General features: G+C 70.5%; 26 protein-coding genes. 18 read left to right on the forward strand and 8 right to left on the reverse strand.

The window, feature by feature from the left end:
- The first annotated feature begins 155 nt into the window (after positions 1-155).
- The 6 genes from ASF60_RS04830 (at position 156) to ASF60_RS04855 (ending at position 5,511) form a co-directional block, all read left to right on the forward strand.
- Positions 156-1,304: an amino acid ABC transporter permease gene (locus tag ASF60_RS04830; protein ID WP_056181194.1), complete on the forward strand. Its 1,149-nt coding sequence runs from the start codon at positions 156-158 to the stop codon at positions 1,302-1,304.
- The gene (locus tag ASF60_RS04835) at positions 1,301-2,437 is read left to right on the forward strand and encodes an amino acid ABC transporter permease (RefSeq protein WP_056181198.1); all 1,137 of its coding nucleotides are present in this window, start codon (positions 1,301-1,303) and stop codon (positions 2,435-2,437) included. The genes ASF60_RS04830 and ASF60_RS04835 overlap by 4 nt, the downstream gene beginning before the upstream one ends.
- Positions 2,434-3,177 (forward strand): amino acid ABC transporter ATP-binding protein, encoded by a 744-nt coding sequence (locus ASF60_RS04840; protein ID WP_056181202.1) that lies wholly within the window; start codon positions 2,434-2,436, stop codon positions 3,175-3,177. Before ASF60_RS04835 ends, ASF60_RS04840 begins: the two co-directional genes overlap by 4 nt.
- Positions 3,178-3,413: 236 nt before the next feature.
- Positions 3,414-3,857, forward strand: coding sequence for a hypothetical protein (locus ASF60_RS04845; protein ID WP_056181205.1), 444 nt, complete (start codon positions 3,414-3,416; stop codon positions 3,855-3,857).
- A 132-nt stretch (positions 3,858-3,989) separates the two neighbouring features.
- The gene (gene rarD, locus ASF60_RS04850; RefSeq protein ID WP_056181209.1) at positions 3,990-4,847 is read left to right on the forward strand and encodes an EamA family transporter RarD; all 858 of its coding nucleotides are present in this window, start codon (positions 3,990-3,992) and stop codon (positions 4,845-4,847) included.
- Positions 4,848-4,950: 103 nt separating this feature from the next.
- The gene (locus tag ASF60_RS04855) at positions 4,951-5,511 is read left to right on the forward strand and encodes a DUF1993 family protein (RefSeq protein WP_056181212.1); all 561 of its coding nucleotides are present in this window, start codon (positions 4,951-4,953) and stop codon (positions 5,509-5,511) included.
- Between the two features lie 165 nt (positions 5,512-5,676).
- On the opposite strand, the gene ASF60_RS04860 is transcribed toward ASF60_RS04855, so the two are convergent.
- The gene (locus tag ASF60_RS04860) at positions 5,677-6,597 is read right to left on the reverse strand and encodes a LysR family transcriptional regulator (protein ID WP_056181215.1); all 921 of its coding nucleotides are present in this window, start codon (positions 6,595-6,597) and stop codon (positions 5,677-5,679) included.
- 91 nt (positions 6,598-6,688) lie between these two features.
- Here ASF60_RS04860 and ASF60_RS04865 point away from each other — a divergent pair, with 91 nt between their 5' ends.
- Entirely contained in the window at positions 6,689-7,591 is a 903-nt protein-coding gene (locus ASF60_RS04865; RefSeq protein WP_056181218.1) for an NAD(P)H-dependent oxidoreductase, read from the forward strand.
- The gene (locus ASF60_RS04870) at positions 7,585-8,613 is read left to right on the forward strand and encodes a P1 family peptidase (protein ID WP_056181221.1); all 1,029 of its coding nucleotides are present in this window, start codon (positions 7,585-7,587) and stop codon (positions 8,611-8,613) included. Before ASF60_RS04865 ends, ASF60_RS04870 begins: the two co-directional genes overlap by 7 nt.
- Positions 8,614-8,694: 81 nt before the next feature.
- Here the strand turns inward: ASF60_RS04870 and ASF60_RS04875 are convergent, their stop codons facing one another.
- On the reverse strand, positions 8,695-8,979 hold the full coding sequence (locus ASF60_RS04875) for a hypothetical protein (protein ID WP_056181223.1): 285 nt from the start codon (positions 8,977-8,979) through the stop codon (positions 8,695-8,697).
- Positions 8,980-9,058: 79 nt separating this feature from the next.
- Positions 9,059-9,265, reverse strand: a complete 207-nt coding sequence (locus ASF60_RS04880; RefSeq protein ID WP_056181226.1) for a hypothetical protein — start codon at positions 9,263-9,265, stop codon at positions 9,059-9,061.
- A gap of 481 nt (positions 9,266-9,746) precedes the next feature.
- Here ASF60_RS04880 and ASF60_RS04885 point away from each other — a divergent pair, with 481 nt between their 5' ends.
- A complete protein-coding gene (locus ASF60_RS04885) occupies positions 9,747-11,318 on the forward strand; it encodes an ATP-binding protein (RefSeq protein ID WP_056181229.1) in 1,572 nt (523 codons plus the stop codon).
- Positions 11,319-11,354: 36 nt separating this feature from the next.
- On the opposite strand, the gene ASF60_RS04890 is transcribed toward ASF60_RS04885, so the two are convergent.
- A complete protein-coding gene (locus ASF60_RS04890) occupies positions 11,355-12,269 on the reverse strand; it encodes a LysR substrate-binding domain-containing protein (protein WP_056181232.1) in 915 nt (304 codons plus the stop codon).
- A 116-nt stretch (positions 12,270-12,385) separates the two neighbouring features.
- Between ASF60_RS04890 and ASF60_RS04895 the strand changes: the two genes are divergently transcribed.
- Positions 12,386-12,775, forward strand: a complete 390-nt coding sequence (locus ASF60_RS04895; RefSeq protein WP_056181233.1) for a tautomerase family protein — start codon at positions 12,386-12,388, stop codon at positions 12,773-12,775.
- Between the two features lie 9 nt (positions 12,776-12,784).
- Here ASF60_RS04895 and ASF60_RS04900 read toward each other — a convergent pair whose 3' ends face one another.
- On the reverse strand, positions 12,785-13,834 hold the full coding sequence (locus ASF60_RS04900; protein ID WP_056181238.1) for an ABC transporter substrate-binding protein: 1,050 nt from the start codon (positions 13,832-13,834) through the stop codon (positions 12,785-12,787).
- Positions 13,835-14,198: 364 nt separating this feature from the next.
- Between ASF60_RS04900 and ASF60_RS04905 the strand changes: the two genes are divergently transcribed.
- On the forward strand, positions 14,199-14,612 hold the full coding sequence (locus tag ASF60_RS04905; RefSeq protein ID WP_055949101.1) for a DUF3597 domain-containing protein: 414 nt from the start codon (positions 14,199-14,201) through the stop codon (positions 14,610-14,612).
- Positions 14,613-15,090: 478 nt separating this feature from the next.
- On the opposite strand, the gene ASF60_RS04910 is transcribed toward ASF60_RS04905, so the two are convergent.
- Positions 15,091-16,014 (reverse strand): ATP-binding protein, encoded by a 924-nt coding sequence (locus ASF60_RS04910; protein ID WP_056181241.1) that lies wholly within the window; start codon positions 16,012-16,014, stop codon positions 15,091-15,093.
- Positions 16,015-16,269: 255 nt separating this feature from the next.
- On the opposite strand from ASF60_RS04910, the gene yajC reads away from it, so the two are divergent.
- The 5 genes from yajC to ASF60_RS04935 all read left to right on the forward strand — a co-directional run bounded on the left by yajC (position 16,270) and on the right by ASF60_RS04935 (position 20,889).
- Positions 16,270-16,605, forward strand: a complete 336-nt coding sequence (gene yajC / locus ASF60_RS04915) for a preprotein translocase subunit YajC (RefSeq protein ID WP_056181245.1) — start codon at positions 16,270-16,272, stop codon at positions 16,603-16,605.
- 89 nt (positions 16,606-16,694) lie between these two features.
- Positions 16,695-18,302 (forward strand): protein translocase subunit SecD, encoded by a 1,608-nt coding sequence (secD, locus tag ASF60_RS04920; RefSeq protein ID WP_056181249.1) that lies wholly within the window; start codon positions 16,695-16,697, stop codon positions 18,300-18,302.
- 327 nt (positions 18,303-18,629) lie between these two features.
- On the forward strand, positions 18,630-19,595 hold the full coding sequence (gene secF / locus ASF60_RS04925) for a protein translocase subunit SecF (protein ID WP_056181250.1): 966 nt from the start codon (positions 18,630-18,632) through the stop codon (positions 19,593-19,595).
- A gap of 9 nt (positions 19,596-19,604) precedes the next feature.
- Positions 19,605-19,994, forward strand: a complete 390-nt coding sequence (locus tag ASF60_RS04930; RefSeq protein WP_056181253.1) for an Mth938-like domain-containing protein — start codon at positions 19,605-19,607, stop codon at positions 19,992-19,994.
- A 13-nt stretch (positions 19,995-20,007) separates the two neighbouring features.
- Complete coding sequence (locus ASF60_RS04935; RefSeq protein WP_056181256.1) at positions 20,008-20,889, forward strand: phytoene/squalene synthase family protein; 882 nt, start codon at positions 20,008-20,010, stop codon at positions 20,887-20,889.
- A gap of 88 nt (positions 20,890-20,977) precedes the next feature.
- Here ASF60_RS04935 and ASF60_RS04940 read toward each other — a convergent pair whose 3' ends face one another.
- Positions 20,978-21,901, reverse strand: a complete 924-nt coding sequence (locus tag ASF60_RS04940; protein ID WP_056181259.1) for a manganese catalase family protein — start codon at positions 21,899-21,901, stop codon at positions 20,978-20,980.
- Between the two features lie 276 nt (positions 21,902-22,177).
- Between ASF60_RS04940 and ASF60_RS04945 the strand changes: the two genes are divergently transcribed.
- Both ASF60_RS04945 and ASF60_RS04950 read left to right on the forward strand, forming a co-directional pair.
- Complete coding sequence (locus ASF60_RS04945; RefSeq protein WP_056181313.1) at positions 22,178-23,896, forward strand: L-lactate permease; 1,719 nt, start codon at positions 22,178-22,180, stop codon at positions 23,894-23,896.
- Between the two features lie 214 nt (positions 23,897-24,110).
- Entirely contained in the window at positions 24,111-24,641 is a 531-nt protein-coding gene (locus tag ASF60_RS04950) for a GNAT family N-acetyltransferase (RefSeq protein WP_056181316.1), read from the forward strand.
- Here ASF60_RS04950 and ASF60_RS04955 read toward each other — a convergent pair.
- On the reverse strand, positions 24,622-25,962 hold the full coding sequence (locus ASF60_RS04955) for an MFS transporter (protein WP_056181262.1): 1,341 nt from the start codon (positions 25,960-25,962) through the stop codon (positions 24,622-24,624). The two genes, ASF60_RS04950 and ASF60_RS04955, sit on opposite strands and share 20 nt — an antisense overlap.
- Positions 25,963-26,132: the final 170 nt, after the last annotated feature.

The raw sequence follows: 26,132 nt of genomic DNA on the forward strand, positions 1-26,132 counted from the left end.
ATGGGCGCAAGCCCTCTTCCCTCTGCGGGAGAGGGTGCCTGCGGAGCAGGCGGGAGAGGGGGCGACCTCACCGGACATGTCACAGCCCCTCTCCCGGTCGCTCCGCGACCACCCTCCCCCGCAGAGGGAGGGTTTTGCGCTCCGCAGGTCGGCACATGCGTAAGGCCCCCCGCGCCCTCGCGCTCCAGGCTCTCGTCGTGCTCGCACTGGCGGCGCTGGCCTATGCGGCGGCCACCAACGCATCCGAAAAGCTCGCGCGCCAGGGCATCGCCGCCGGGTTCGGCTTCCTCGGGCGCCCGGCGGGGTTCGACATCAGCCAGCGGCTGATCTCCTACGCCGCCGCGACCTCGACCTATCGCGACGCGTTCGTGGTCGGGCTCCTCAACACCCTGCTGGTCTCGGGCCTCGCCATCGGGCTCGCCACGCTCATCGGCTTTGCCGTCGGCATCGCCCGGCTCTCGCCGAACTGGCTCGCGCGGACGCTCGCGGCGATCTACGTCGAGACCCTGCGCAACCTGCCGCTGCTGCTGCAGCTCCTCGTCTGGTACGTGGCCGTGCGGGTGGCCCTGCCCGAAGCGCGCGACCCGGCGGCCTGGGGCGGGGCGTATCTGAGCCAGCGCGGGCTGGTCCTGCCACGACCTGAGTTTTCCGGGGTTGCCTGGCTGGTGCCCCTGACCTTCGTGGCGGGGATCGGCGCGGCGGTCGCCTGGACCCGGCGCGCCAACCGGCGCGTCGCGGCCGGGGCCGAAGCCGGTCCGGTCGCGGGGCCGGGCCTCGCCCTGGTGCTCGGCCTGCCGGCCCTGGCCTGGATCGGTCTCGGCCTCTCCGGTCATCCCGTGCCGGTCGCGTGGCCGGCGCCCGGTCCCTACGGGCCGGACGGCGGGCTCGGGGTGCTGCCGGAATTCGCCGCCCTGCTCCTCGGGCTCTCCACCTACACGGCGGCCTTCATCGCCGAGATCGTGCGCGCCGGCCTCAACAGCGTGGATCGCGGACAGGGGGAGGCGGCGGCGGCCCTCGGCCTGAGCCGGGCCAAGGCCCTGGCGCTCGTCACCATCCCGCAGGCCATGCGGGTGATCGTGCCACCGCTCACCAGCCAGTATCTCAACATCACGAAGAACTCGTCGCTGGCGGTGCTGATCGGCTATCCCGACCTCGTCCACGTCTTCATGGGCACGGTGCTCAACCAGACCAACCAGGCGGTGGAGGTCGTGACCATCACCATGGCGGTCTACCTGACCCTGAGCCTCGGCCTCGCCGCCCTGATGAACGCCTATAACCGCCGCGCGGCCCCGGTAGGCCGATGACCGTGATCCGCGAGACCCTGCTGCCCCCGGCTCCGCCGCCGCGCCGGACCGGCGGCCCCCTCGGCTGGCTGCGGCAGAACCTGTTCGAAGGGTGGGGCAACACGCTGACCACGCTGGTGATCCTGGCCGGGCTGGCGCTCCTGCTGCCGCCCGTGATCCGCTTCCTCGTCACCGACGCGGTCTGGAGCGGGACCTCGGGCGAGGCCTGCCGGCCGGAAATCGCCGGGCACCCGGTCGGCGCCTGCTGGGCCTTCATCGGCAACAAGATCAACTACCTCGTCTACGGCTCCTACCCGGCGGCGGAGCGCTGGCGCCCGGACCTGTTCTTCGGGCTCGTGGCGTTCAGTGCGGTCTGGATGCTGTGGCTCGATGCGCCCAAGCGCGGCCTCGGCGCCGTCTTCGTCTTCCTGGTCGGCCCGATCCTGTCGTTCTGGCTGCTCTCGGGCGCCGAATTCCTCAGCCTCGCCCCGATCGCCACCAGCCTGTGGGGCGGCATGCTGGTGACCCTGGTGGTCTCGCTGGTCGGCATCGTCGCCGCGCTGCCGCTCGGCATCCTGTTGGCGCTGGGGCGGCGCTCCGCGCTGCCGGTGCTGCGCTATGGCTGCATCGGCTTCATCGAGTTCTGGCGCGGAGTGCCGCTGATCACCGTGCTGTTCATGGCCAACGTGATGCTGCCGCTGTTCCTGCCCGGCGACCTCACCGTGGACCGGCTGGTCCGCCCGCTCATCGGCATCGCGCTGTTCGCCTCCGCCTACATGGCCGAGGTGGTGCGCGGCGGCCTGCAGGCGATTCCCGAGGGACAGGGGCGGGCGGCCCTGGCGCTGGGACTGACGCGGGCGCAGACCCTGCGCCTCGTCATCCTGCCCCAGGCCCTCAAGGTGGTGGTGCCCGGCATCGTCAACACGCTGATCGGCCTGTTCAAGGACACCACCCTGGTCTCGATCGTGGGCATCGCCGACTTCATCCGGGTGCTGGAGGCGGCGCGCGCCGATCCGCGCTGGTCGGCCCCGACCATTCCCGCCACGGCCTACGCCTTCGCGGCCCTGTTCTACCTCGCGGTCTGCTTTTCGATGGCGCGCTATGCCGCCTTCATCGAGCGGCGGCTGGCCGCCGGCGAGCGGGGCCGGGCATGACGCCCGCCGATCCAGCCCCGGCCGCACTCGAGTTCCGCGGCGTGAACAAGTGGTTCGGCGCCACCCACGTGCTGCGCGACGTCTCCCTCACGGTCGCCGAATCGGAAAAGATCGTCATCTGCGGCCCCTCGGGCTCGGGCAAGTCGACCCTGATCCGCTGCGTCAACGGCCTCGAATCCTATCAGGGCGGCACCCTCCGGGTCGCCGGCCAGGATCTTACCCCGGCCCGCATTCCGGCGGTGCGGCGCGCCGTCGGCATGGTGTTCCAGCACTTCAACCTGTTCGCGCACCTCACCGTGTTGGAGAACTGCACCCTGGCGCCGATCCACGGGCGCGGGATCGGGCGCCGGGCGGCCGAGGCCCGGGCGCGTGCGGAACTCGAGCGCCTCGCCATCGCGGATCTGGCGCCGCGCCATCCCGGCCAGCTCTCCGGCGGGCAGCAACAGCGGGTCGCCATCGCCCGCGCCCTCTGCCTCGACCCGGCGGTGATGCTGTTCGACGAGCCGACCTCGGCCCTCGATCCCGAGATGGTGCAGGAGGTGCTCGACACCCTGACGGACCTGGCGGCCCGCGGCATGACCCTGCTCTGCGTCACCCACGAGATGGGTTTCGCCCGCCGCGTCGCCGACCGGGTGGTGTTCATGGACGAGGGCCAGATCGTCGAGGTCGCGCCGCCGGACGCGTTCTTCGACCGGCCCGAGCATCCCCGCACCCGGGATTTTCTCGCGCGTCTTCTCTGAGGGGTGGTCAGGGCCGCGCCTGCGCGCGACCTTTTTGGCTGGAAGGCCGCGCCAGCGCGAAACCGTTTTGGTTGGAAGGCCGCGCCAGCGCGAAACCGTTTTGGTTGGAAGGCCGCGCAAGCGCGGCACGGGAGTTGTGCCGGCGCAGGAAGTTTTCGCGAAGACGTGTGCTCCGGTTCGTTAACGCAGACCCGCTAAATCCTGTGTCGCACTCGCGTATTCGGGAAGCTCGTCGCTTGCGTATCCTGCGGAACATCGTCGTCGGCAGCATCTTCGGCGGCAGCGCCCTGGTCATCGCCTTCGCCTGCGTCGACCGGCTCGACCATCCGGCGCCCGTCCGCGCCACCGCCCCGGTGGCGGCGCTCACCCGCCTCGGCCTGCCCGAGCCAAGCATGACGGGATCGCTGCCGGTGGAGACCGGCCCCTCGATCCGCGACATCCTCGGGCGCGACCCGGTCGCCCGCGCGACGGTGACCCGTCCGCCGGTGCCCCGGGCCTCCACCGCCCGAGAAACCACCACACGCGAGGCGGCGGGCCGGCCCCCGGCCAAGCCCGTGGCCAAGGTCGCCGCCGTGGCGCCCGCGAAGCCGGCCAGGAAGGCCGCCGAGGGCTTCGACACCGAGCGCCTGAACGCCCTCATGCGCGGCGACCCCACCGTCACGCTGGCGCGTAGCCGCTGAGTGCGCTCGCGCACCCTGCGCCGTCCCGCACCGGCGCGGCCGTGCGAGGCGGGCTGACGGGCTTGCTATAAGCCCCACCCGGTCCCCTTCCGGGCCGTGGCGGGCCGACGGGCCCGCGAGGGGAGGCGGCCTTTGGGTCTGATCTACGCGCTCGGCGCCTATCTGAGCTGGGGCCTGGTGGTCCCGGTGCATTTCCGCCTGCTCGACGCCGTGCCGGCCCCGAGCATCCTGGCCCACCGCATCGTCTGGTCGAGCCTCCTCGTCGCCGGCCTGCTGGTGGCGCTCCGCCGCCGCATCCGCTCTCCCTTCCCCCTGGTGCGCCGGCACGGGCTCCTGGTCCTGTCGGCCGGGCTGATCGGCGTGAACTGGCTCCTCTATCTCCGGGCCGTGCAATCCGGGCACATGCTCGATGCCAGCCTCGGCTACTTCATCAACCCGCTGGTGAGCGTGGCTCTGGGCGCCGTGGTGCTCGGCGAGCGCCTGCGCCCGGTCCAGGCCGCGGCCGTGGCGCTGGCCGCCGGCGCCGTGCTGCTGGCCGTCGTCCTGGCGGGCAGCCTGCCCTGGGTCTCCCTGGCGCTGGCCGGCAGCTTCTCGCTCTACGGGCTCGCCCGCAAGGTCGTCGGCGTCGACCCCATGGTGGGCTTCGCCGCCGAGACGCTGCTGCTCCTGCCGGTGGCGCTGGTCTATCTCGCGGTCTTCGCGCCGCCGGTGATCCAGGGCGACCCCGTGCGGGCCGGGCTCATCCTGCTCACGGGAGCCACCACGGCCCTGCCGCTGATCTGGTTCGCGGCCGCCGCCGAGCGGCTCACCCTGGCGACCCTCGGGCTGATGCAGTACCTCGCCCCCTCCTGCCTCCTCGTCCTCAGCACCCTCGTGTACGGCGAGCGGCTGGAGCCGCACCGCATGGTGCTGTTCGGGCTGATCTGGCTGGCGCTGGCGATCTACGCGGCCGATGCCACCCGTGCCGCCCGGCAGGCGCGGAGCGCCTGAGGACCGTCCGGGTGGGCGGCCCCCCCGGACGCCGTCGTGTCACCGCTCGATCCGCCCTGTGGTTTCGCATAGGACCGACGCACGGCCGATTCCGGAGACCGCCATGTCGCTGACCGCGCTTCTCGTGCCGTCCTATCGAAACATGCTGGCGACCCTCGCCGGGCTGCTGGACACGGTCGAACGGCAGGCGCCGACCCGGGCCGAAAGCCTGCTGTCGGCGCGCCTCGCCACCGATATGCTGCCGCTGGCGGCCCAGTTGCGATTCGCCGCCTTCCTGGCGCAGGAAGCGACCTTCCGCCTGCGCGGGCAGCCCATTCCTTCGTCGCTCGATGCGGTGGCGGCCGAGGGGCGTCAGGCCGGCGACGTTCCCGGATCCTTCGCCCAGGCGCGGGGCCGGATCGGCGAGGCCTTGTCCCATCTGGACGATCTGGCCGACGACGCGCTCGACGCGGGGGCAACGGCGCCGATCGCGATCGAGCTTCCGGGCGGCCCGACCTTCGACATGACGGGCGAAACCTACGCGCGCGACTGGGCGCTGCCGCAATTCTACTTCCACGTCATCACGGCTTACGCCATCCTGCGGAACCACGGGATCGCGATCGGCAAGGCCGATTACGTGCCGCACATGTTCGCCTATCTCAGGTCCGCACCGGCGGCGGCCTAGCGTTTGTCGGGAATCGGTGAAAACCGGTCATCCCGAAAAGACAACCGGACGAGACAAGGACTCTGGAGTCTGTCCGGTTCACGACGAATCTGACGGACTCCCGGCGGAGTCCGGCGACGCGCGGTCCTGAATCCTGCGGGCTCTCCGAGCGGAGGCCGCACCGCGTTACGCCCGGATGAGGCCGGGGAGCCCCACCAGGGAAGCCGCGAGCGCATCGACTAGCATGCGAACGCGCGAGATGCGGGTGCGACCGGGCACCACCAGAAGGGAGAGGGGCACGGGTTCGGGGATGAAGTCCGGCAGGATTTCTTCGATGGTCCCGTTCGCCAGCAGGTCGTCGACGAGCCAGAGATGCGCGACCGCGATCCCCCGCCCCCGCGCCAGAGCCTCGCGGGCCGCCAAGCCGTGATCGACTAGCAAGCGTCCGTCGAAGGGGACGCGGAGGGCTGCGCCATCCGGCCCGCGCAACGGGACCATCGCACTTCCGGCGACGTTGCTCATGCGAATCGTGGCGTGCCCCGCCAAGTCATCGAGCGTCTGCGGCCTTCCCCGTTCTGCGAGATAGGCCCGGGATGCCACCAGGATGCGGCGTGACTGGCCGAGGGTTCGGCCCTGCATCGTGCTGTCGGCGAGGGGGCCGAGCCGGATCGCCACATCGACCGCCTCCTGCACGAGGTCGATGCGCGTATCGGACAGGCTGAGGTCGACCACGATCCCCGGGTGGCGATCCTGGATGGCGAAGAGCATCCGGCAGACGTGCCGGATTCCCAGGGCCGCGGTGCAGGACACCCGGATCGTGCCCGTCAGGCCGCCGCCCGCGCTCCGGGCCCCGTCCGTCGCTTCGTCCACCAGCCGCAGGATGGTTCGGGCCTCTTCGTGGTAGCGTCGGCCCTCGTCGGTGAGGGTGACGCGCCGGGTGGTCCGGTTGAGGAGCGTGACCCCGAGCGCGCTTTCAAGCTCCGCCACGTGGCGCGAGACGGTCGATTGTCCCACGCGCTGCTCGCGGGCCACCGCGGACAGGCTGCCGCGCTCCGCCACGCGCACGAAACTGCGCATGCGCTCCAAGGTGACGCCCGATCGATCCATTGCGCGGCATGATCCTATCCGTTGCCGTCAGCTACCGGATGGATCGCGCCGCGCCTAGCCTCGTGCCTCTGTCCTCCGGTGAGCCGCAAGCATGAAGATCCTCGTCGTCTCCGCCCATCCCGATTCCGCATCCCTGACCAACGCCCTGCGCGCCGTAGCGGTGGCCGCACTCCTGGCCGAGGGGCACGAAGTCTGCGTGACGGACCTCTACGCCGTCGAATGGAAATGCGCGGTCGACCGGCGCGATTTCCCCGCCCTGCCGGCTTCCGAGCGCCTGCGGGTGCCTGCGGCCTCCGGCGCGGCGTTCGCCACCGGGCGCCTCACGCAGGACGTGGTCGCCGCACAGGCCGATCTCCTCTGGGCCGATGCCCTCATCCTGGCGTTTCCGCTCTGGTGGTTCTCCATGCCGGCGATCCTGAAAGGCTGGATCGACCGGGTCTACACGTTCGGCTTCGCCTACGGCGTCGGCGAGCACAGCGAGACACGCTGGGGGGATCGCTACGGAGAGGGCACGCTCGCGGGCAAGCGCGCGATGCTCATGGTGACGGCCGGAGGCTGGCCGTCGCATTACGGTCCGCGCGGGATCAACGGGCCGATCGACGACCTGCTCTTCCCCATCCACCACGGCGTGCTGTTCTATCCAGGCTACGACGTGTTGCCGCCGTTCGTCGTGTACCAGGCCGACCGGATGGACGCGGCCACGTTCGATCGGACCGCCGCAGCCCTGGAGCACCGGATGCGGACCCTGTTCGAGATTCCGGCGATTCCGTTCCGACGCCAGAATGGCGGGGATTACGTGATTCCCGCGATGGAGCTACGCTCCGAGGCGGCCGGGGCGGCTTCAACCGGCTTTGCCGCCCACCTCGCGGCAGCGCCCGAGGCGTCCGCCGAATCGATTCTTCGGACGCAGACGCGACCGGACGCGATCCCGTCGGAGGCGGACTGTTCAATCCGCGGATCGCAAGGGACATCCTCCGGGGAGGCGCCATGCTGACCAACCGCATCACCGACATCGCCGGCCTCCGGGTCGGCCACGCCACCGATCTGCGGCTCGCCAGCGGCGTCACCGCGCTCCTGTTCGACGCGCCCGTGGTGGCCGGAATCGACGTGCGCGGCGGCGGTCCCGGCACCCGCGAGACCGACCTTCTCGATCCCGAGCGCACCGTGGCGTGCATCGACGCCCTGGTGCTGTCCGGCGGCTCGGCCTTCGGCCTCGACGCGGCGGCCGGCGTCGTCGCCCACCTCGCCGAGACCGGGCGGGGCTTCGCGATCGGCCCGGCCCGGGTGCCGATCGTGCCGGCCGCGATCCTGTTCGATCTCCTCAATGGCGGCGACAAGGCCTGGGGCCGGTACGCGCCCTATCGCGAGCTCGGCCATGCGGCGGCGGTGGCGGCGACGCGGGATTTCGCCCTCGGTTCGGTCGGGGCCGGGACCGGGGCGGCCACCGCCAACCTGAAGGGCGGGATCGGCTCCGCCTCGGCCGAGGTCGCCGGCCTCGATCCCACGGGCCTCGATCCTGCTGATTGGCCCGTCCGGGTCGGGGCGCTGGTGGCGGTGAACGCCTTCGGCCGGGTGACGCTGGGGGAGGGGCCGCATTTCTGGGCCGGCGCCGACGAGATCGGCGCCGAGTTCGGGGGCCTCGGGTGTCCCGCCGCGATGCCGGCCGATGCGTTCACCTGGCCCCCGCGCAAGGGGTCGGCCGGGGCCAGCACGACGCTCGCGGTGGTGGCCACCGACGCGACCCTCACCAAGGCCCAGGCCCGCCGCCTCGCCGTGATGGCCCAGGACGGTCTCGCCCGGGCGATCCGCCCCATCCACACGCCGCTCGACGGCGACGTCGTCTTCGCGGTCTCCACCGGGCGGGTGGCGCTCGCCGACCCCGTCATCGACCTCGCCCGCATCGGCGACGCGGCCGCCCGGACCTTGGCGCGCGCCGTGGCGATCGGCGTCCATCGCGCCACGACTCCGCCGGGATTCGCCGGACCGCCGGCCTGGCGCGACCGGTTCGGGGGGTGACCGGTTCAGGCCTGGTCTTGGCATTGGATCGGGCCGAATCCGGCCTTGGGCATTAGATCGGGCCGAGCCCCGCCTTGGGCATCAGGTTTGGCCGAGTTCGGCCTTGGCATCCGCGATGAGGCCGGCGAGGCCGGCATCGACCTCGGCGCCGAGCATGCGGCGCTCGGCCTCCGTCAGGTCGGCGGCCCAGCCGCGCTGGCCGAAGCCTTCGGCGCACTTGGCCCGCTCGGCCGTGAGATAGGCTTCGGTCTCCGCGGGCTGCGTCCGCATCGCCTGGACCAGGCCGAACCAGGCCGCGCGCTCCACCACCGCGAGGCGGGCGCGCAGGCGGATCATCACCGCGCGTTCGGGATCGATGTCATCCATGGTGTGTCCGGTATCCCTCGCGTGTCCGGTATTCTGGCGTGTCCGGTATTCCTGGCGTGTCCCGCCCTTCCGCGCGGCGTCAGCGCCGCGGTTCGCACCGCGTCTTCACGTAGGTGCCCTGGTCGTTGCCGTGCCCCGCATTGGCGGCGAGCACGGGTCCCTGCATCAGGCATTCCTGCAGCGTGTGGGCGGGGCCCGTGATGATGTCGAGCGCCGTTTCCCGCGAGCAATCCGGGGCCTGGACGGTGGAGGCGCAGACGAGGGCGACGACGAGGACTGGGTTCATGACGGGATTAACTGGAACAGGCCGGCGGAGCGGCAAGGGCTGCCTTTGCCGCGGGTGGCTTTGAAGGCCTGCGACTCTCCCTCAAGCCTGCCGAACTTGTGACGATTGTCGATCGTCGTGCCGGCAGGTCTCCCTCCCGGCAGGTCTCCGTGACGGCAGGTCTCCGTGCCGGCGATCGTTCCATGTTTGTTCCATACGGAATGCGATCGACGCCCTCGCGCAGGTGATATAGGTCAAGAGACCTAGGACAAAGAGCACAGGTTCTATATCCTAGGATTAAAGATAATACCCTTTTCGTGCCTTTGGAACGAAAACGGAACAAGAAAAGATTCGCCGGCTCAGCCCCCGCCCGGGGTGCGGCCCCTGGCCTGTGGATGCCGGCCTCGCGAGACGGACCGGCCGGCTGGCCCGCGTGTTAAGACCTTCGTGCGAGAGCCAGGAGGCGCGGCGGAACAGCCCCCGCGCGGGAGCCGGAGCAGGCATGACGGTCGGCATCGAGATGGGTCTGAGCATGGGGCCGGGGGCGGAGCCCGCGCGCCTCGACCTCGAGGAACTCCTGGCGACGCGTCTCCTGGTCCAGGGCAATTCCGGCTCGGGCAAGTCGCACCTGCTGCGGCGTCTGCTGGAGCAGAGCGCCGGCGCGGTGCAGCAGGTGGTGATCGATCCCGAGGGCGACTTCGTCACCCTGGCGGAGGCCTACGGCCACGTGGTGGTGGACGGCGCCCACGGGGAGGCCGACCTCCAGGCCATCGCCGCGCGGGTGCGGGCGCACCGGGTCTCGGTGGTGCTCACCCTCGAGAGCCTCGACATGGAGGCGCAGATGCGCGCGGCGGCCGCCTTCCTGGGCGGGTTGTTCGAGGCCGAGCGCACCCACTGGCACCCCGCCCTGATCGTGGTCGACGAGGCCCAGATCTTCGCGCCCGCCGCGGCCGGCGACGTCTCGGACGAGGCCCGCAAGGCGTCGCTCGGCGCCATGACCAACCTGATGTGCCGGGGCCGCAAGCGGGGCTTGGCCGGCATCATCGCGACCCAGCGCCTCGCCAAGCTCGCCAAGAACGTGGCGGCCGAGGCCACCAACTTCCTGATGGGCCGCACCTTCCTCGACATCGACATGGCCCGCGCCGCCGACCTCCTCGGCCTCGACCGGCGCGGCGCCGAGCGGTTTCGCGATCTGTCCCGCGGCGAGTTCGTGGCTCTGGGGCCGGCCCTGAGCCGGCGGCCCCTGGCGCTCCGCATCGGTCCGGTGACGACCTCGGCGCGCTCCGGCTCGCCCAAGCTGGTGCCGCTGCCCGCCCCGGCCGATGCGGACCTGCGCGCCCTGATCCTCACCCGTTCGCCCGACGAGCCGGCGCAGGGCTGGGCGCCGGCCCCGCGCACGCCGCCGACCCCCCGCGCCACGCCGGCCGACCTGATGCGCGAACTCAGCGCCTACCGCCCCGAGCCGGTGGAGGCGCCCGCGCCGATGAGCGAGGAGGAGATCCGCGCCGGGCTCGACGCGGTCCTGCGCGGCATCGCCGCCGACCCGGATGCCGGCGGCCAGCCGGTGGCGGTCATCTACCAGGATTTCCTCGTGCGCTGCCGCATGCGCGGCCTCGACGGTGAGGCCATGAGCCTGGCCGCCTTCCGCCGCCGCCTCGGCGTCGCCCGCGCTGGGTTCGATGCGGACGACGACGCCCCGGGCGCGGTGGACGCGCGCTGGGAGGAGGCGCAGGCCGCCGCGGCCGCCCTGCCGGACGAGGTCCAGGGCCTGTTCCTGTTGCTGGCCCGCGCGGCGCTGGCCGGCGAGCCCTGCCCCGGCGACGAGGCCCTGGCCCGGGCGATCGGCAGCCGTTCGCCCGGCCGGGCCCGGCGCCTGCTCGCCTATGTGGAGACCCGCGGCACCATCGTGTGCCGCATGGATTACCGCGGCAACCGCATCGTCGCCCTGCCGGCCCTGGCCTGCGAGACCGCGCCGGGCGACCCGAAGGCCCCGGTCGAGACTAAATCCGGCGCCCCGGCCGCATCGCCGCCGGCCGAGGAATCCGGCCTGCCGGGCCTGTTCGCCGCCGAATAGGCCCTCGGGCGACCAGCCTCTCGGCCGAACAGACGCTTAGCCGAACAGGTTTGGAACCATCGCGGCGCGCAGCAGCTCTGCCAAGCGGTCCAGCGCCGGGGAGCGGCGCGCGGTCGAGACCCGCAGGGCGAGACCGATCCGGGGCAGCGCCGGCAGGTTCGCCGCGTCCGGTTCCAGGGCCCGCAATCCCGGCGGCAGGCCGTGCGGCACCCGCAGGGCGATGCCGAGACCGGCCCCCACCGCGGCCCAGAGGCCGCTCAGGCTCGGCGAGGTGAAGGCGACCCGCCACGGGATCGCGGCCCCGTCGAGGGCCCGCAGACCCGCATGGCGAAACAGGCACGGCGCCGCGAAGGCGACCAGGGGCAGGGGCGTGCCGGGATCGCGCACGAAGCCGTCGCGCGGGCCGATCCAGGCCATCGGCAGATCGCGCCGGGCGAGGGGGGCCGGACCCGGCCAGAGCGCCGCCGTCGAAGCCCCGGAATCCGCGGCGACGGCGTCCCAGGCCAGCAGGAGGTCGAGACGCCCGGCCTGGAATCCCGCCAGCAGGGCGGTGTTGCCGTCCACCAGCACGTCGACCCGCACCGCGGGATGCTGGCGCGCGAACGGACCGAGGAGGTCCGGCAGCCAGGTCTCGGCGAAATCCTGCGGCAGGCCGAGGCGGACGCTGCCGGCCAGCGCCGGTTCGCGCAGCCGGGCCAGGGTCTCGTCGTTGAGGGCGAGGAGATGCCGGGCCGGACCCAGGAGGGCTTCGCCGGCCTCGGTCAGGGCGAGGCCCCGGCCGGATTTCCGGGTCAGCGGCCGGCCGACCTGAGCCTCCAGCTTGCGGAGCTGCAGGCTGACCGCCGAGGGCGAGCGGGCGAGGCGGTCGGCGGCCTTGGCGAAGCTGCCGAGATCGATCCCGGTGACGAAGCTGCGCAGGGCATCGAGGTCGAGGGCGGTCGGCGCGACCATTCGGGTTTCCCAAACGATCCGTTCGGATCTTCGCGATTTTCGCGCGTGTTCTGCGCGCCTAAGCCTGTGGGCGTCAACACGGACCCGCCGTGCAGCGACAGCCCCGGGAGACTTCCATGCCGTTCGTCCGCATCACCCTGGCCGGCCCACCTCCACGCGACGAGGCCGTGGCCGCGCTCCAAGCCGGCGTCACGACCCTGATGGCCGAGGTTCTGGGCAAGCGCGCCGACCTCACGGCGGTCGTGGTGGAGGGCACGGCGTCGGGCGCCTGGAGCGTCGGGGCCGTGCCCGTGGCCGTCGCGGCCCATCTCGTGGCCACGATCACGGCCGGCAGCAACGGCCCGGCGCAGATGGCGGATTTCATCGCGGCGGCGCATCGGCTGCTCGCCGGGACTCTCGGGGCGGGCCTGCCCCTCGCCACCTACGTGGTGGTCGACGCGGTGCCGGCGGAAGCCTGGGGCTATGGCGGGCTCACCCAGGCGCAGCGCGCACGGGACCGGGGCTGACGGGATGCGTCAGCGCTTCGTGGCGGCCTCGTAGTATTTCGGCTCGAACAGCCCCTCGAGGGGCACGTCCTTGTCGAGGGTGCCGATGGAGACCTGGTAGGCCTGCATCGCCTTGGTCGCGGCGATGATCTGGCGCGGGTCGGCGGTGAACTTCGCGGCCGGCGAGGTCAGCGCCTTGGTGATGGTGGCGATGTTGGTGATGCCCTTGCCGAGCGCCGCTTCCACCGGCTTGGCCGCGCGGGCCGGATCGCGCGTCAGGAGTTCGGTGGCGCGCATCACGGCCTTCACCAGGCCCTCCACCGCGGCCGGGTTCTTGTCGGCGAAGGCGCCGAACACGCCCACCACCGTGCCCGGCTGGTCCGGGAACATCTCGCCGCCGGTGGCGATCAGCTTGATGGCGGGATTGCGCATCTGCACGATGGTCAGCGCCGGCTCGCGGATCGAGGCGCCGTCGACGGCCCCGGCCAGCATGGCCTGCTGGGTCGCGTCGATGCCCATCGGCACCACCTCGGCATTGGCCTTGTCGGCCTTCGCCACCTGCCAGAGCCAGTGCTGCAGGGTGGTGTTGGGCACCGAGCCCGGCGGCTGCGTGGCGAGGCGGGCGGGTTTGCCCTCCTTGGCCCGGAACTGCGCGAAGGCCTCGGCCTTGTCGGCGCCGTTCGCGAAGTAGGGGGCGAGCTTCGGGCCGGCCACGAACACCATCTCCTCGATGGCGGTGGCGGCCACCACCCGCACGTCGATGCCCTTGGTGCGGGCGACGGCCAGCGGCGCCACGCCGGCGACGTAGACGTCGATGGTGCCGGAGGCCAGGGCCTGGATCATGTTCGGGCCGGATTCGAAGGTGGTGAAGGTGGGGGCGAGGCCCGCCTCCTTGAGCCAGCCCTCGCCGTTGGCCACGAAGACCGGCGCCGCGCCGATCACCGGGATGACGCCGATGCGGACCGGCACGGGCGTGGCGGTCTGCGCCGCCGCCGGGGCGGCGGCGAGCAGGCCCGCTCCGGCGGCGAGGGACGCGGCAAAAGTCGCGGCGAGGGTCACGGTACGGCGGGTGGGGCGCATCGGGGGGTTCCGGTCAGGGACGGGCCGAACCCGGGCGCGCACGCGGCGGGACGGCGTGCGGCGGCGTGGGGCCGGCAAGGAGGATGCCGCGCAGTGGCATGCACGGGGCCGCAGCGCAAGAATCCGCTCCGGTCTCGACGTCACGGCCCGGATGTTTGGCATTTTCATCTCCGCGGAATGCTCGTGAGAGAAGATGAATCTCCTACCATCGAAGGGAAGCGGGCTGCCCGGCAAGGTCGGCTGCCCCTTGGATTCGCCCGCGTCGCCCGGTGATCTGTGCCGTTACGGGAACGCGTCCGGACTCACCCCGTTGTCACCCCGTCGCGGCACCGGCCGCCGACGTGAGATTGAGGGAACACCTGTTATGAGCCTCCTCGGCAGCATCGTCAGCAAGATCCTCCATCCCTTCGGCGGCGGAGATGCCCAGGCCAAGCCGTCGGAAGCGAACGCGCAGCCCTCCGCCGGCGGCTCGGATGCCCCCGCCTCGACCCCGACCAGCACCGGCGCCCCGGCCGGCGGCCCCGTCGACGTCGAGCAGGTGCTCAACGGCATGGCGGCGAAGAATTCGCAGAGCCTGAACTGGCGCACCTCGATCGTCGACCTGATGAAGCTCCTCGACCTCGATTCGAGCCTCACCGCCCGCAAGCAGCTCGCCGACGAGCTGCACTACACCGGCGACAAGGAAGACTCGGCCACGATGAACGTCTGGCTGCACAAGCAGGTCATCAAGAAGCTGGAAGAGAATGGCGGCAAGGTGCCGGCCGACCTCAAGGATTAATTGGTCATCCGACGTTCGGCGCGGCCTGAATTGGGGGCCGCGCCCCAGGGGGCAGGAGACAGCGTTCCCTGCCCTTTTTTTGGGTCACCGCGTGCCGTGACGGGACGGATGGCTGCGTGATGGACGCGGCTTGATAAAGACGGTGTGGCTCGGTCGGAGGTTCGATCTGCGATCCGCGGCAGACCGGACGGAGCTTACGCCCAGTGGCGCGCTGGCATTCTGGAGCGCCGCAGGTGAGTCCGGATCCGAAGGCGCGCGCCAACGGCGTGCAATCCAGAGCCGCCGACAGTGCAAGACCTTGCAAAACCAGTGTTTCTGGATCCCGGACTCCGCTGCGCGGCCCCGGGATGACGCGGTGTTGCGCGTGGGTTTCCGATGAGCCGATCAGCCTGTGCAATCGCCCTGACTTGCGGCCGCGCGGCGCGATGATCCGGTCTCTGAGCGGGCGCAGCGCAAGCGTGACGATGAGACTGGGTCCTCACCCCTCCAGCCGCTGCCCCAGGCGCCCGGCGAGATCCTGGATGAACTGGAACGCGGTGCGGCCCGAGCGAGAGCCGCGGGTGGTGGCCCATTCGAGGGCCTCGGCCCGTACCCGGTCGGGCTCGGCCTTGAGGCCGTGGCGCGCTACGTAGGCACGGATCATCGCCAGATACTCGTCCTGGCTGCACTTGTGGAAGCCGAGCCAGAGGCCGAAGCGGTCGGACAGCGAGACCTTCTCCTCCACCGCCTCGCCGGGGTTGATCGCCGTGGAGCGCTCGTTCTCCACCATGTCCCGGGCCAGCAGGTGGCGCCGGTTCGAAGTGGCGTAGAACAGCACGTTCTCGGGGCGCCCCTCGATGCCGCCGTCCAGCGCCGTCTTCAGGGACTTGTACGAGGTGTCGTCGCCGTCGAAGGAGAGGTCGTCGCAGAAGACGATCCAGCGATGGGCGTCGGCCCGGAGGGTCGCCATCAGGTCGGGCAGCGCCTCGATGTCCTCGCGGTGGATCTCGACGAGCTTCAGGGGCAGGGCTCCGTCGGCGCGGGCCGCGTTGATGGCCGCGTGCGCCGCCTTGACCAGCGACGACTTGCCCATGCCGCGCGCGCCCCACAGCAGCGCGTTGTTGGCCGGCAGGCCGGCGGCGAACAGCCTCGTGTTCTCCACCAGGGTGTCGCGGGCCCGGTCGATGCCGGTCAGGAGTCCGATCGCCACCCGGTTGACCCGCGGCACCGGGATCAGCCGGCGCTCCGGCCCCCACAGGAAGGCATCCGCCGCCGTCAGGTCGACGGGGGCAGGGGGAACGGGGGCGGCGCGCTCCAGGGCGGCGGCGATCCGCTCGAGGACGGGCAGGACCGCGGCGAGGGTCGCGGCACCGGCGGGAGGCGTGTCGGCGGGAGGCGTGGCGGCGGGAGGTGTGGCGGTCATGGGGGGCTCCTCGAACGGGCTGGAAGCGGGCGGAGATCGCGGAAGATCCGGTCCTTTACGGCGCCGGGCCATCGGCATGAACCCGATAAATCGCGCGGCGGACGGCCCCTTTCGGGGGCTCGACCCATTCGCCTCACCCGGGCGGCGTTGCTTTCACTTAGGCCCTGGCTATAGTCCGCGCGCTTTTTGACAAGCCCGGACGCCCCCTCGACGAGGGTCTGGCGGACCCGGCCCTATCCTTGAGGAGTCACCCGCTTGATCACCCCCGCCTTCGCGCAAGGGGCCGTTTCGGCCGCTGGCGGAGCGGACATCGCCTTGCAGGTGGTGCCGTTCGTCCTCATCTTCGTCATCATGTACTTCCTGATCCTCCGCCCGCAGCAGCGCCGCGTGAAGGAGCATCAGAACATGGTCAAGAACGTGCGCCGCGACGACACCGTCGTGACCACCGGCGGCATCGTCGGCCGCGTCACCAAGGTCGCCGACGAGGCCTCGGAGATCGAGGTCGAGATCGCCCCCAACGTCCGCGTCAAGGTCGTGCGCGCGATGATCTCCGAAGTCCGCGTCAAGGGCGCGCCGGTCAAGGCCGCCTGACGGCTCAAGACCCGCGATGCGCGCCGCCCTCGGCCCGCATCGCCACTGAACCCACGGACACAGGCACGGACACAGGACGGTACCGGCGGATGCTGCGCTTCTCGAGAACCAAGATCGTCACGACGCTGGCCGTCATCCTGATCGGCCTCAGCCTCGCCGTGCCGAGCTTCTTCTCGCCCGAGCAGCGCAAGGGCTTCATGGCCTCGCTGCCGGGCTGGTTCCCGAGCTGGATCGTGCCCCAGCGCGCCATCGTGCTGGGCCTCGATCTCCAGGGCGGCTCGCAGCTGCTGCTGGAGGTCGACCAGAACGAACTCGTCGCCTCGCAGGCCAAGGCCCTGCGCGACGACGTCCGCCGCATCCTCCAGCAGGAGAGCGTGCGGGCCGAGGGCGGCATCCAGCTCCTGCCGCGCGGCGTCCAGGTCCGCGTCACCGACGCGGCCGCCCGCGCCAAGCTACTGCCCAAGCTGCGCGAACTCGCCCAGCCGATCGCCAACCCCCTCGTGGGCCAGGGCGCCGGGCGCACCCTCGACATCGCCGAGCAGCCCGATGGCCTGATCCGCATGACCCTCACCGAGGCCGGCATCACCGAGCGCACCCGCCGCGCCGTGAGCCAGGGCATCGAGGTCATCCGCCGCCGCCTCGATTCCACCGGCACCACCGAGCCGTCGATCCAGCAGCAGGGGGCCGACCGCATCCTGATCCAGGTGCCGGGCGAGCAGAACCCGGAGCGCCTGGAGAAGCTCCTCGGCTCCACCGCCAAGCTCGAATTCCGCATGCTGGCCGATTCGCCCTCGGGTGACGTCGATCTGCTGCCATCCCGCGACGAGAAGGGGGCTCGGGTCCCGGTCGAGCGCCGGATCATGGCCGATGGCGGCGACCTCATCGACGCGCAGCCGGCCTTCGACCATCAGACCCAGGAGCCGATGGTCAGCTTCAAGTTCAACCTGAAAGGCGCCCAGCGCTTCGGCCAGGCGACCTCCGAGAATGTCGGCCGCCGCATGGCGATCGTGCTCGACAACGAGGTGGTCTCGGCCCCCCGCATCAACACGCCGATCACCGGCGGCTCCGGCCAGATCACCGGAAACTTCACGGTGCAGCAGGCCAACGACCTGTCGGTGCTGCTGCGGGCCGGCGCCCTGCCGGCCAAGTTCACCGTGGTCGAGCGCCGCGTGGTCGGCCCCGGCCTCGGCCGCGACTCGATCCAGGCCGGCAAGCTGGCGACCCTGGTGGCGGGCGCCCTCGTGGTCGTCTTCATGTTCGCCACCTACGGGGTGTTCGGCTTCTTCGCCAACATCGCCCTCATCGTCCATGTGGGCCTCATCCTCGGCCTGATGTCGGTGCTGGAGGCGACCATGACCCTGCCGGGCATCGCCGGCATCGTGCTCACCATCGGCACGGCGGTGGATTCCAACGTGCTGATCTACGAGCGCGTGCGCGAGGAGGTGCGGGCCGGGCGCTCCATCGTCTCGGCGCTTCAGGCCGGCTTCGACAAGGCCTTCGCCACCATCATCGATTCGAACTCGACCATGGCGATCGCCGCTCTGATCCTGTTCTTCCTCGGCTCCGGCCCGGTGAAGGGCTTCGCCGTGGTGTTCATCCTCGGCATCCTCACCACGGTCATCACCGCCGTGACCCTGACCCGCATGATGATCGCCCTGTGGTACAACATGGCCCGGCCCAAAGCCCTTCCGTTCTAGAGGTCCTTTCGTTCTAGACGTCCTGCCGTTCCAAAGGCTCTGCCGTTCTAAAAGTCTGGCCGTTCTGAACTTCGCTGTCCGTCCGTTCACTGCTTGCAAAGGGAGGTCGATCCGGTTTTCGCGTGATCCGCACGGTCGTCACGTCACCGCGTCATCCCGGGGCCGCGAAGCGGAGCCCGGGATCCAGACGCACCGACGCGGCAGGACCGGCGCCATCCGTGGTTCTGGATTCCGGGTTCGCCTTCGGCGCCCCGGAATGACGCCGAGCCCGGGGCAGCGTGTGCGATCATCGGGCCTCCGTTCGACCTCATCGCCGAAAGACCGATCATGCGCCTGCTCCGCCTCTGGCCCGACGAGTCGCACGTCGACTTCATGCGCTTCCGGCGCTTCACCTTCCCGCTCTCGGCCTTCATGTCGGTGGCGACGGTGGTGCTGTTCCTGACGGTGGGGCTGAATTTCGGCATCGACTTCAAGGGCGGCACCCTGGTGGAGCTGCAGGCGAAGTCGAAGACGGCCGATGTCGGCACCGTCCGCCATACGGCGAACGGCTTCGGCTTCGGCGAGACCGAGGTGCAGGAACTCGGCGGCGAGGGCACGGTGCTGGTGCGCTTCCCGCTTCAGCCGGGCGAGCAGGGCCAGACCGCCGTGATGCAGAAGGCGCATGCCGCCTTCGACGCCGATTACGAGTTCCGCCGCACCGAGACCGTGGGGCCGCGCGTCTCGGGCGAGCTCGTGCAGTCCGGCACCATCGGCGTCGTGCTCTCGGTGCTGGCCGTCCTGTTCTACCTCTGGTTCCGTTTCGAGCGGGAGCTGGCTCTGGGCGCCATCGTGGGCACGCTGCACGACATCGTGCTGACGCTCGGCGTCTTCGTCATCACCCGCATCGAGTTCAACATGACCTCGATCGCCGCGATCCTCACCATCGTGGGCTACTCGCTCAACGAGACCGTGGTGGTGTTCGACCGGACCCGCGAGCTGATGCGGCGCTACAAGACCATTCCGACGGTGGAACTCCTCAACCTCTCGATCAACTCCACCATGTCCCGCACGGTGATGACCGCGACCTCGGCCTTCCTGTCGCTGCTGGCCCTGGTGCTGTTCGGCGGCGAGGCGATCAAGGGCTTCGCCATCGTGATGCTGGCGGGCGTGGTGATCTGCACCTACTCGGCGATCTTCATCTCGACGCCGGTGCTGATCTATCTCGGCCTGATGCTCTCGGGCGTGAAGGCGCAGGCCCGTCCGACCGGCGGGAACGGCCCCACCGGCGGGCGCCTGCCCCAGGCGGCGGAGTAGGGAGCGGCCATGGCGTCCTCCGGCAGCCTGCACGACGGCTTCGTTCCCGGGCGCCACCTGATCGACGCCTACGGCAATGGCGGCTTCCGCTTCGCCGAGATGTCGCATCGCGGCTCGATCCTGGTCACGCCCTCGGGCATCCGGGCCTGGGACGTGACCGAGCCCCGCGGCATCGACCGCAATGCCCTGCGGCCGATTCTCGCCGAGGCGGGAGCGGTGGACCTGCTCCTCGTCGGAACCGGGCTCGACATCGCGCCTTTCCCTGATGCGCTCCGGCGCTGGCTCAAGGAGGGTGGCATCGGACTCGACGTGATGCAGACCGGCGCGGCGGCGCGCACCTACAACATCCTCATGGCGGAGAACCGCAAGGTCGCCGCCGCCCTGATCGCGGTCGCGTGAGGGGGGCCGGGGCATGACCGAGTCCGACACCCGCGCCGCCACGGCGGAGGGCAACCTTGCCTTCGCGTTCCAGCATTGCGAGGCCCTGGTGCGGGAGGGCGACCCCGACCGCTACTTCGCCACCCTCTTCGCGCCGGCGAGCGCCCGGCCCCACCTCTTCGCCCTCATCGCCTTCAGCCTCACCGTCGCGCGGGTCCGCGAGGCCGCCTCCAACCCGATGGCCGGCGAGATCCGCCTGCAATGGTGGCGCGACGCTCTCCAGGGTGAGGCGCGCGGCGACGTGAAGGCCAACCCGGTCGCCGCGGCCCTCGACGATGCCATCGTGCGGCGCAAGCTCGGGCGCCAGCCCTTCGTCGATCTGATCGATGCCCGGGTCTTCGACCTCTACGAGGACCCGATGCCCCGGGTGAACGATCTTGAGGGCTATTGCGGCGAGACCGTCTCGTCCCTGATCCGGCTCGGCGCCCTCGTCCTGTGCGACGGGGTCGAGCCCGGCGGGGCCGCCGCCGCCGGTCATGCCGGCGTGGCCTACGGGGTCACCGGCCTGCTGCGGGCCCTGCCGTGGCACGCCCGCTCCGGCCAGGTCTACCTGCCGGCCGACATCCTCAAGACCTATGGCGTCACCCGCGAGGACATCGTCACCGGACGCGGCGGCCCCGGGCTCCTGCGCGCCGCCGCCGACCTGCGGGCCCTGGCGCGCAGCCATCTCAAGGCCTACGAGGCGGCCCGCGCCACCATCGCGCCGGCGGCGCGTCCCGCCTTCCTGCCGGTGGCCCTGGTCGAGCCCTACCTCGCCGCCATGGAGCGGCCGGGCTACGATCCCCTCAACACCGTGATCGAGATTCCGCGCTGGCGCCGCCTGTGGGCGCTCTGGCGCGCCTCCCGGCGCGGCTGAAGCCCGGCCGGCTCCTGTCCGGCCGGCGCATGACAAAGGGCGGCCCCCGAAGGGACCGCCCCAGGATGGCTTCGAAGAAAGGTCCGCGTCAGCGGGCCTTTTTCGTCAGCTTCTCGGCGATCTCGAACATCTCCTCGGGCGCGTAGTCCGGGGTGAAGGCCGAGGGGACGCCGGTGAGCTGGTGGATCTTGCCGCCTTCGGGCATGCCCTCGACGACGCTGAGCTCGCCCGGCGGATCACCCGGGAGCGCCATCTCGCCATTGCCCCAGATGCCGGCCATCTCGGTGTAGTCGCCGGGGCTGAAGGTGTAGAGCCGGCGATGCGACCCCTCCTGCAGGTACTTCTGGCACTCGGGGATCTTGTCGAGGTTGATGTTCGGGGTCGGTAGGAACTTCTCGATCTCGACGCCGGTGATCTTCTTCAGCGCCAGGGCGTAGGCATGGGCGTGGACCGAGCCGCGCACCAGAAGGTATCCGCACACTTCGCGGCCCGTCGGGTCCTTCAGGGTCTCGTAGACCCGCAGCTTGTGCAGGCGGGCGCCGCATTCGAGATGGAAGTTGTGCAGCAGGTCGACCACGACGTTGCCCGTGGTGGTGATGAAGTCGTTGTTCCAGGAGGCGCCGTTGCTGTTGACCGGGGTCACGCCGCCGCCGTTCGACAGGAAGGCGGCCGCGAGCCGGATATCCTTCATGTCTTCGAAGGGCGCCTTCGAGATGTCGCCGCCGTCCTTGGCGTCGCCGTCGTTGTCGGGGCCGTTGTTGAGCATCGCCACGCCGTTGCTGACGAGCTCCACGTGGCCGAGTTCTTCGGCCGTGATGGCGGCAACCAAGCTATAAAACGGGCGTAGCTTGGATTTGCTGCGGAAATTGAAACTCTGGAACATGTAATTTCCCAGAGTCGACATCTCACCATACTTGCCGCCGAGGAGTTCCTGTAGGGCCGCAGCCGCGTTGGGATCTTTCCGCTTCGGGGCGGGAAGCTCGGCCTGTAGCTTGTCGACGCGCATAAACATAGATTAAATCTCCGGTTCCGGTCGCTCGGGGTCTCGACCGGGAACGGGTCGTCGGAGGGGCATGTTCCCCTCGGGCACCACGATGATGTGCGGCTCGGTGTCCTAAATCGGGGCAACATTTGTCAGCCCCGTCGCGCCGCGCGCTGATATCCGCATGCAACACCCTCTGAATACATGATTAACCGCGTTGAGCCCGCCGAACTGCTCTGCTAGCAACGAAGCAAGGCCCGGCAGGAGATCGGGCTGCCCTGGAGGAGTACGGCGCCCGTGAACACAGTGACCACCTGGAATCAGGTCTACGATCCGTTCGGAAGTCCCTGGCTCTCGACCCTGGCGGCCTCGCTGCCGGTCATCGCCCTCCTCGGCATGATCGCGAGCGGCAAGGTGCAGGCACATATCGCCGCCGTGCTCTCCCTCGTGCTGGCCTTCTGTGTCGCCGTCTTCCTGTTCGGCATGCCGGCGGATCTGGCCACCCGCGCCTCCGCCTACGGCGTGGCGCTCGGCCTGTTCCCCATCGGCTGGATCATTCTGAACGTCATCTTCCTCTATCGCCTGACGGTGGAGAAGGGCTGGTTCGCGACCCTGCAGCAATCGGTGGCGGGCATCACCACGGACCGGCGCATCCAGCTCCTGCTGGTGGCCTTCGCCTTCGGCGCCTTCTTCGAGGGCGCGGGCGGCTTCGGCACCCCGGTGGCGGTGACGGGCGCGATCCTGATCGGCCTCGGCTTCTCGCCGCTGGCGGCGTCGGGCCTCTCGCTCATCGCCAACACGGCGCCGGTGGCCTACGGCGCCCTCGGCGCGCCCATCCAGGGCCTCGCCTCGGTGACGGGCTACGATCCCTACATCCTCGGCGCCATGATCGGCCGGCAGCTGCCGTTCTTCTCGATCATCGTGCCGTTCTGGCTGATCTGGGTGTTCGCGGGCTTCCGCGGCATGATCAAGATCTGGCCGCCGATCCTGGTCTGCGGCGGTTCGTTCGCGGCGGCCCAGTTCCTGATCTCGAACTACGTGAACCCCTGGATCGTCGACATCGGCGCCTCCCTCATCTCGATGGCCGCCCTGGTGGCCTTCCTCAAGGTCTGGCAGCCGAAGGAGATCTGGACCTCCCCGGCGCTGCGCGGCAACGACCCGTCGATCGGCTACGTCAACGGGGGCCGTCCGGTCTCCCTCGGCGCCGCCGTGCCCGGCGACCTGCCGAAGGTCGATCTGGGCGGCCGCACCGCGACCTCCCGCGAGATCATGATGGCCTGGGTTCCGTGGATCATCCTCTCGGTGATCGTGGCGATCTGGGGCACCGGCTGGTTCAAGGGCATCGTCAACCCGCTCTTCACCTGGAAGTACGAGGTCCCGGGCCTGCACAACGTCATCATGAAGGTGCCGCCGGTGGTGGCCAAGGCGCACCCGGAAGCGGCCGTCTTCTCCTTCACCTACATGTCCTACACCGGCACCGGCGTGCTCTTCGCCGCGATCATCTCCGGCCTGATCATGCGCTTCTCGCCCTGGCGCCTGGTGACGGCCTACCTCGAGACGATCTGGGTCCTGCGCTACTCGCTCATCACCATCGCGGCGATGCTGGCCCTCGGCGTGCTCACCCGCTACGCCGGCGTCGACGCCACCCTGGGTCTCGCCTTCGCGGGCACCGGCATCCTCTACCCGTTCTTCGGCACGCTGCTCGGCTGGCTCGGCGTCGCCCTGACCGGTTCGGACACGGCCTCGAACGTGCTCTTCGGCGGCCTGCAGAAGATCACCTCGGAGCAGCTCGGCCTGTCGGGCATCCTCATGGCCTCGGCGAACTCGTCGGGCGGCGTGATGGGCAAGATGATCGACGCCCAGTCGATCGTCGTCGCCTCCACCGCCACCGGCTATTTCGGCCAGGAGGGCAAGATCCTGCGCTTCGTGTTCTGGCACTCGATCGTGCTGGCCTGCCTCGTCGGCTGCCTGGTGATGCTGCAGGCCTACGTGCATCCCTTCAGCGCGATGGTGATCCACCCCTAGGCGTCACCCGCCCGACACCCTGACGACGGAGCCCGCCCCGGAAATGTCCGGGGCGGGTTTTTTCATGCCGGTGCCCGCCCCGGAAATGTCCGGGCGGGTTTTTTCCATGCCGGTGCCTGCCCCGGAGACGATCCGGGGCAGGTTTTTCGGTGAGGGTACCCGGCGGCGCGCGATGCCGCTTGTGTCCCGGGCCGCGCGGGCGCAAATCCGGGGCATGTTCTTCCGCAAGCTCGCCTCGCGCTACAGCCTCGCGAACCTCAAGCCCGTCGAGACGGCCCGGCTGCGGCTCGCGCCGCTGGTGCCGTCCGATGCCGAGGCCGTGCGGGCGCTGACCGACGACCCGGCCATCACCGGCGTGGTCGATTTCCTGCCGACGCCCTTCACCCTCCAGGACGCGCGCCGGCTGATCGGCCCGGCCAAGGTGACCAAGGATTGCTTCCTCGGGGCACGGCTGCGGTCGGACGGCGCCCTCGCGGCGGTGATCGGCCTGCACCTGCGCGGCGACCATGCCGCCGAGGTCGGCTACTGGGTCGGCGGCGCGGCCCGGGGGCAGGGGCTCGGCACCGAGGCTGTCACCGCCGCCGTGGGCCTGCTGCGGGAGCGCTTCCCCCATCGCTTCATCATCGCCCAGTGCCGTCCCGAAAACGCGGCCTCGGCCGGTCTCCTGCGCAAGGTCGGATTCCGCGACACCGGCGATGCGGGCGAATTGCCCGGACGCCGGATCTTCACGTTCGCGCCGGCGTGACGGGGGCGGAAGCGAGCGGAGCGGACGTGACCGGGGCCGGCAGATCCGACGCCCTCCGGCGATAGATGATGAGCGTGGCGAGGAGTCCGCAGGCGCCGCCGAGGGCGAGCCACAGGCCGGGCGCCGCCTTGTTGCCCGTCTCCGCGATGAGCCAGGTGGCGATCAGCGGCGTCATCCCGCCGAACAGCGCGGTCGCCAGGGAATAGGCCAGGGAGAACCCGGCCGTGCGCACCTCCGGCGGCACGATTTCGGTGAGCGCCACCACCATGGCGCCGTTGTAGCCGCCATAGAGGAAGGACAGCCACAGCAGCACCGCCAGCATGGTCTCGAAGCTCGGATGCGCCACGAGCCAGGCCAGCGCCGGGTAGGCGGTGACGAGGGTCAGCCCCGAGAACAGCAGCAGGATCGGACGCCGCCCGATCCGGTCGGAGAGCGCCCCCATCACGGGGAGCCAGAACAGGTTGGAGACCGCGACGCAGAAGGTGACGATCAGGCTGTCGGTGTCGGAGAGCCGGAGGACGTTCTTGCCGAAAGTCGGCGTGTAGACCGTGATCGCGTAGAACGCGATCGTGGTCATGGCCACCATCAGCATCCCGAGCCAGACGATCCGCCAGTTGCGGGCGAGGGTCCGCAGCACCGCGCCCACCGGCGGGTGGACCTTGCGGGCGCGGAAGGCGGAGGTCTCCTGCAGCGAGCGCCGGATGTAGAACAGGAACGGCACCAGGAGGCAGCCGATCAGGAAAGGGATGCGCCAGCCCCAGGCGCCCATCTCGGCCGGCATCAACAGGCGGTTGAGGGCGTAGCCGATGGCGGCCGCCGCCATGATCGCCACCTGCTGGCTGCCCGATTGCCAGGCGACGTAGAAGCCCTGGCGGCCGGGCGGCGCCAGTTCGGCGAGGTAGACCGAGACGCCGCCGAGTTCGACACCGGCGGAGAAGCCCTGGAGCAGGCGGCCGATCAGCACCAGGACCGGCGCCACGAGGCCGATGCTGGCGTAATCGGGCACCAGGGCGATCAGGATGGTGCCCGCGGCCATGATCGACAGGGTGACGATCAGGCCCTTGCGGCGGCCGACCCGGTCGACATAGGCCCCGAGCAGCACGGCTCCAAGGGGCCGCATGAGGAAGCCAGCCCCGAAGGTCATGAAGGTCAGCATCAGCGCGGCGACGTCGCTCTCGCTCGGGAAGAACGCCTTGGCGATGTAGGTGGCGTAGAACCCGAAGGCGAAGAAGTCGAACATCTCCAGGAAGTTGCCGCTCGTCACCCGCAGGACGGTAGAGGCCCGGGAGCCGCCCTGGTCGTGATCCGGATGGCTCGCCATCGGAGGTCCTTGCCTGATACGCCCGGCCCTGGGCCGTTCATCCCAGGGTGGGCATGTTTTTTCGCGAGCGCTAGGGTGTGAACCGAACCAAGACGTTGCGAGAATTCTGGTTTTGTGATTCAGAGCCGCCGTTTGCAGCACGGAGGCGGCGATGGCGGACCTGTTCTGGC

The sequence above is a fragment of the Methylobacterium sp. Leaf113 genome (assembly GCF_001423325.1).
Lineage (GTDB): Bacteria > Pseudomonadota > Alphaproteobacteria > Rhizobiales > Beijerinckiaceae > Methylobacterium.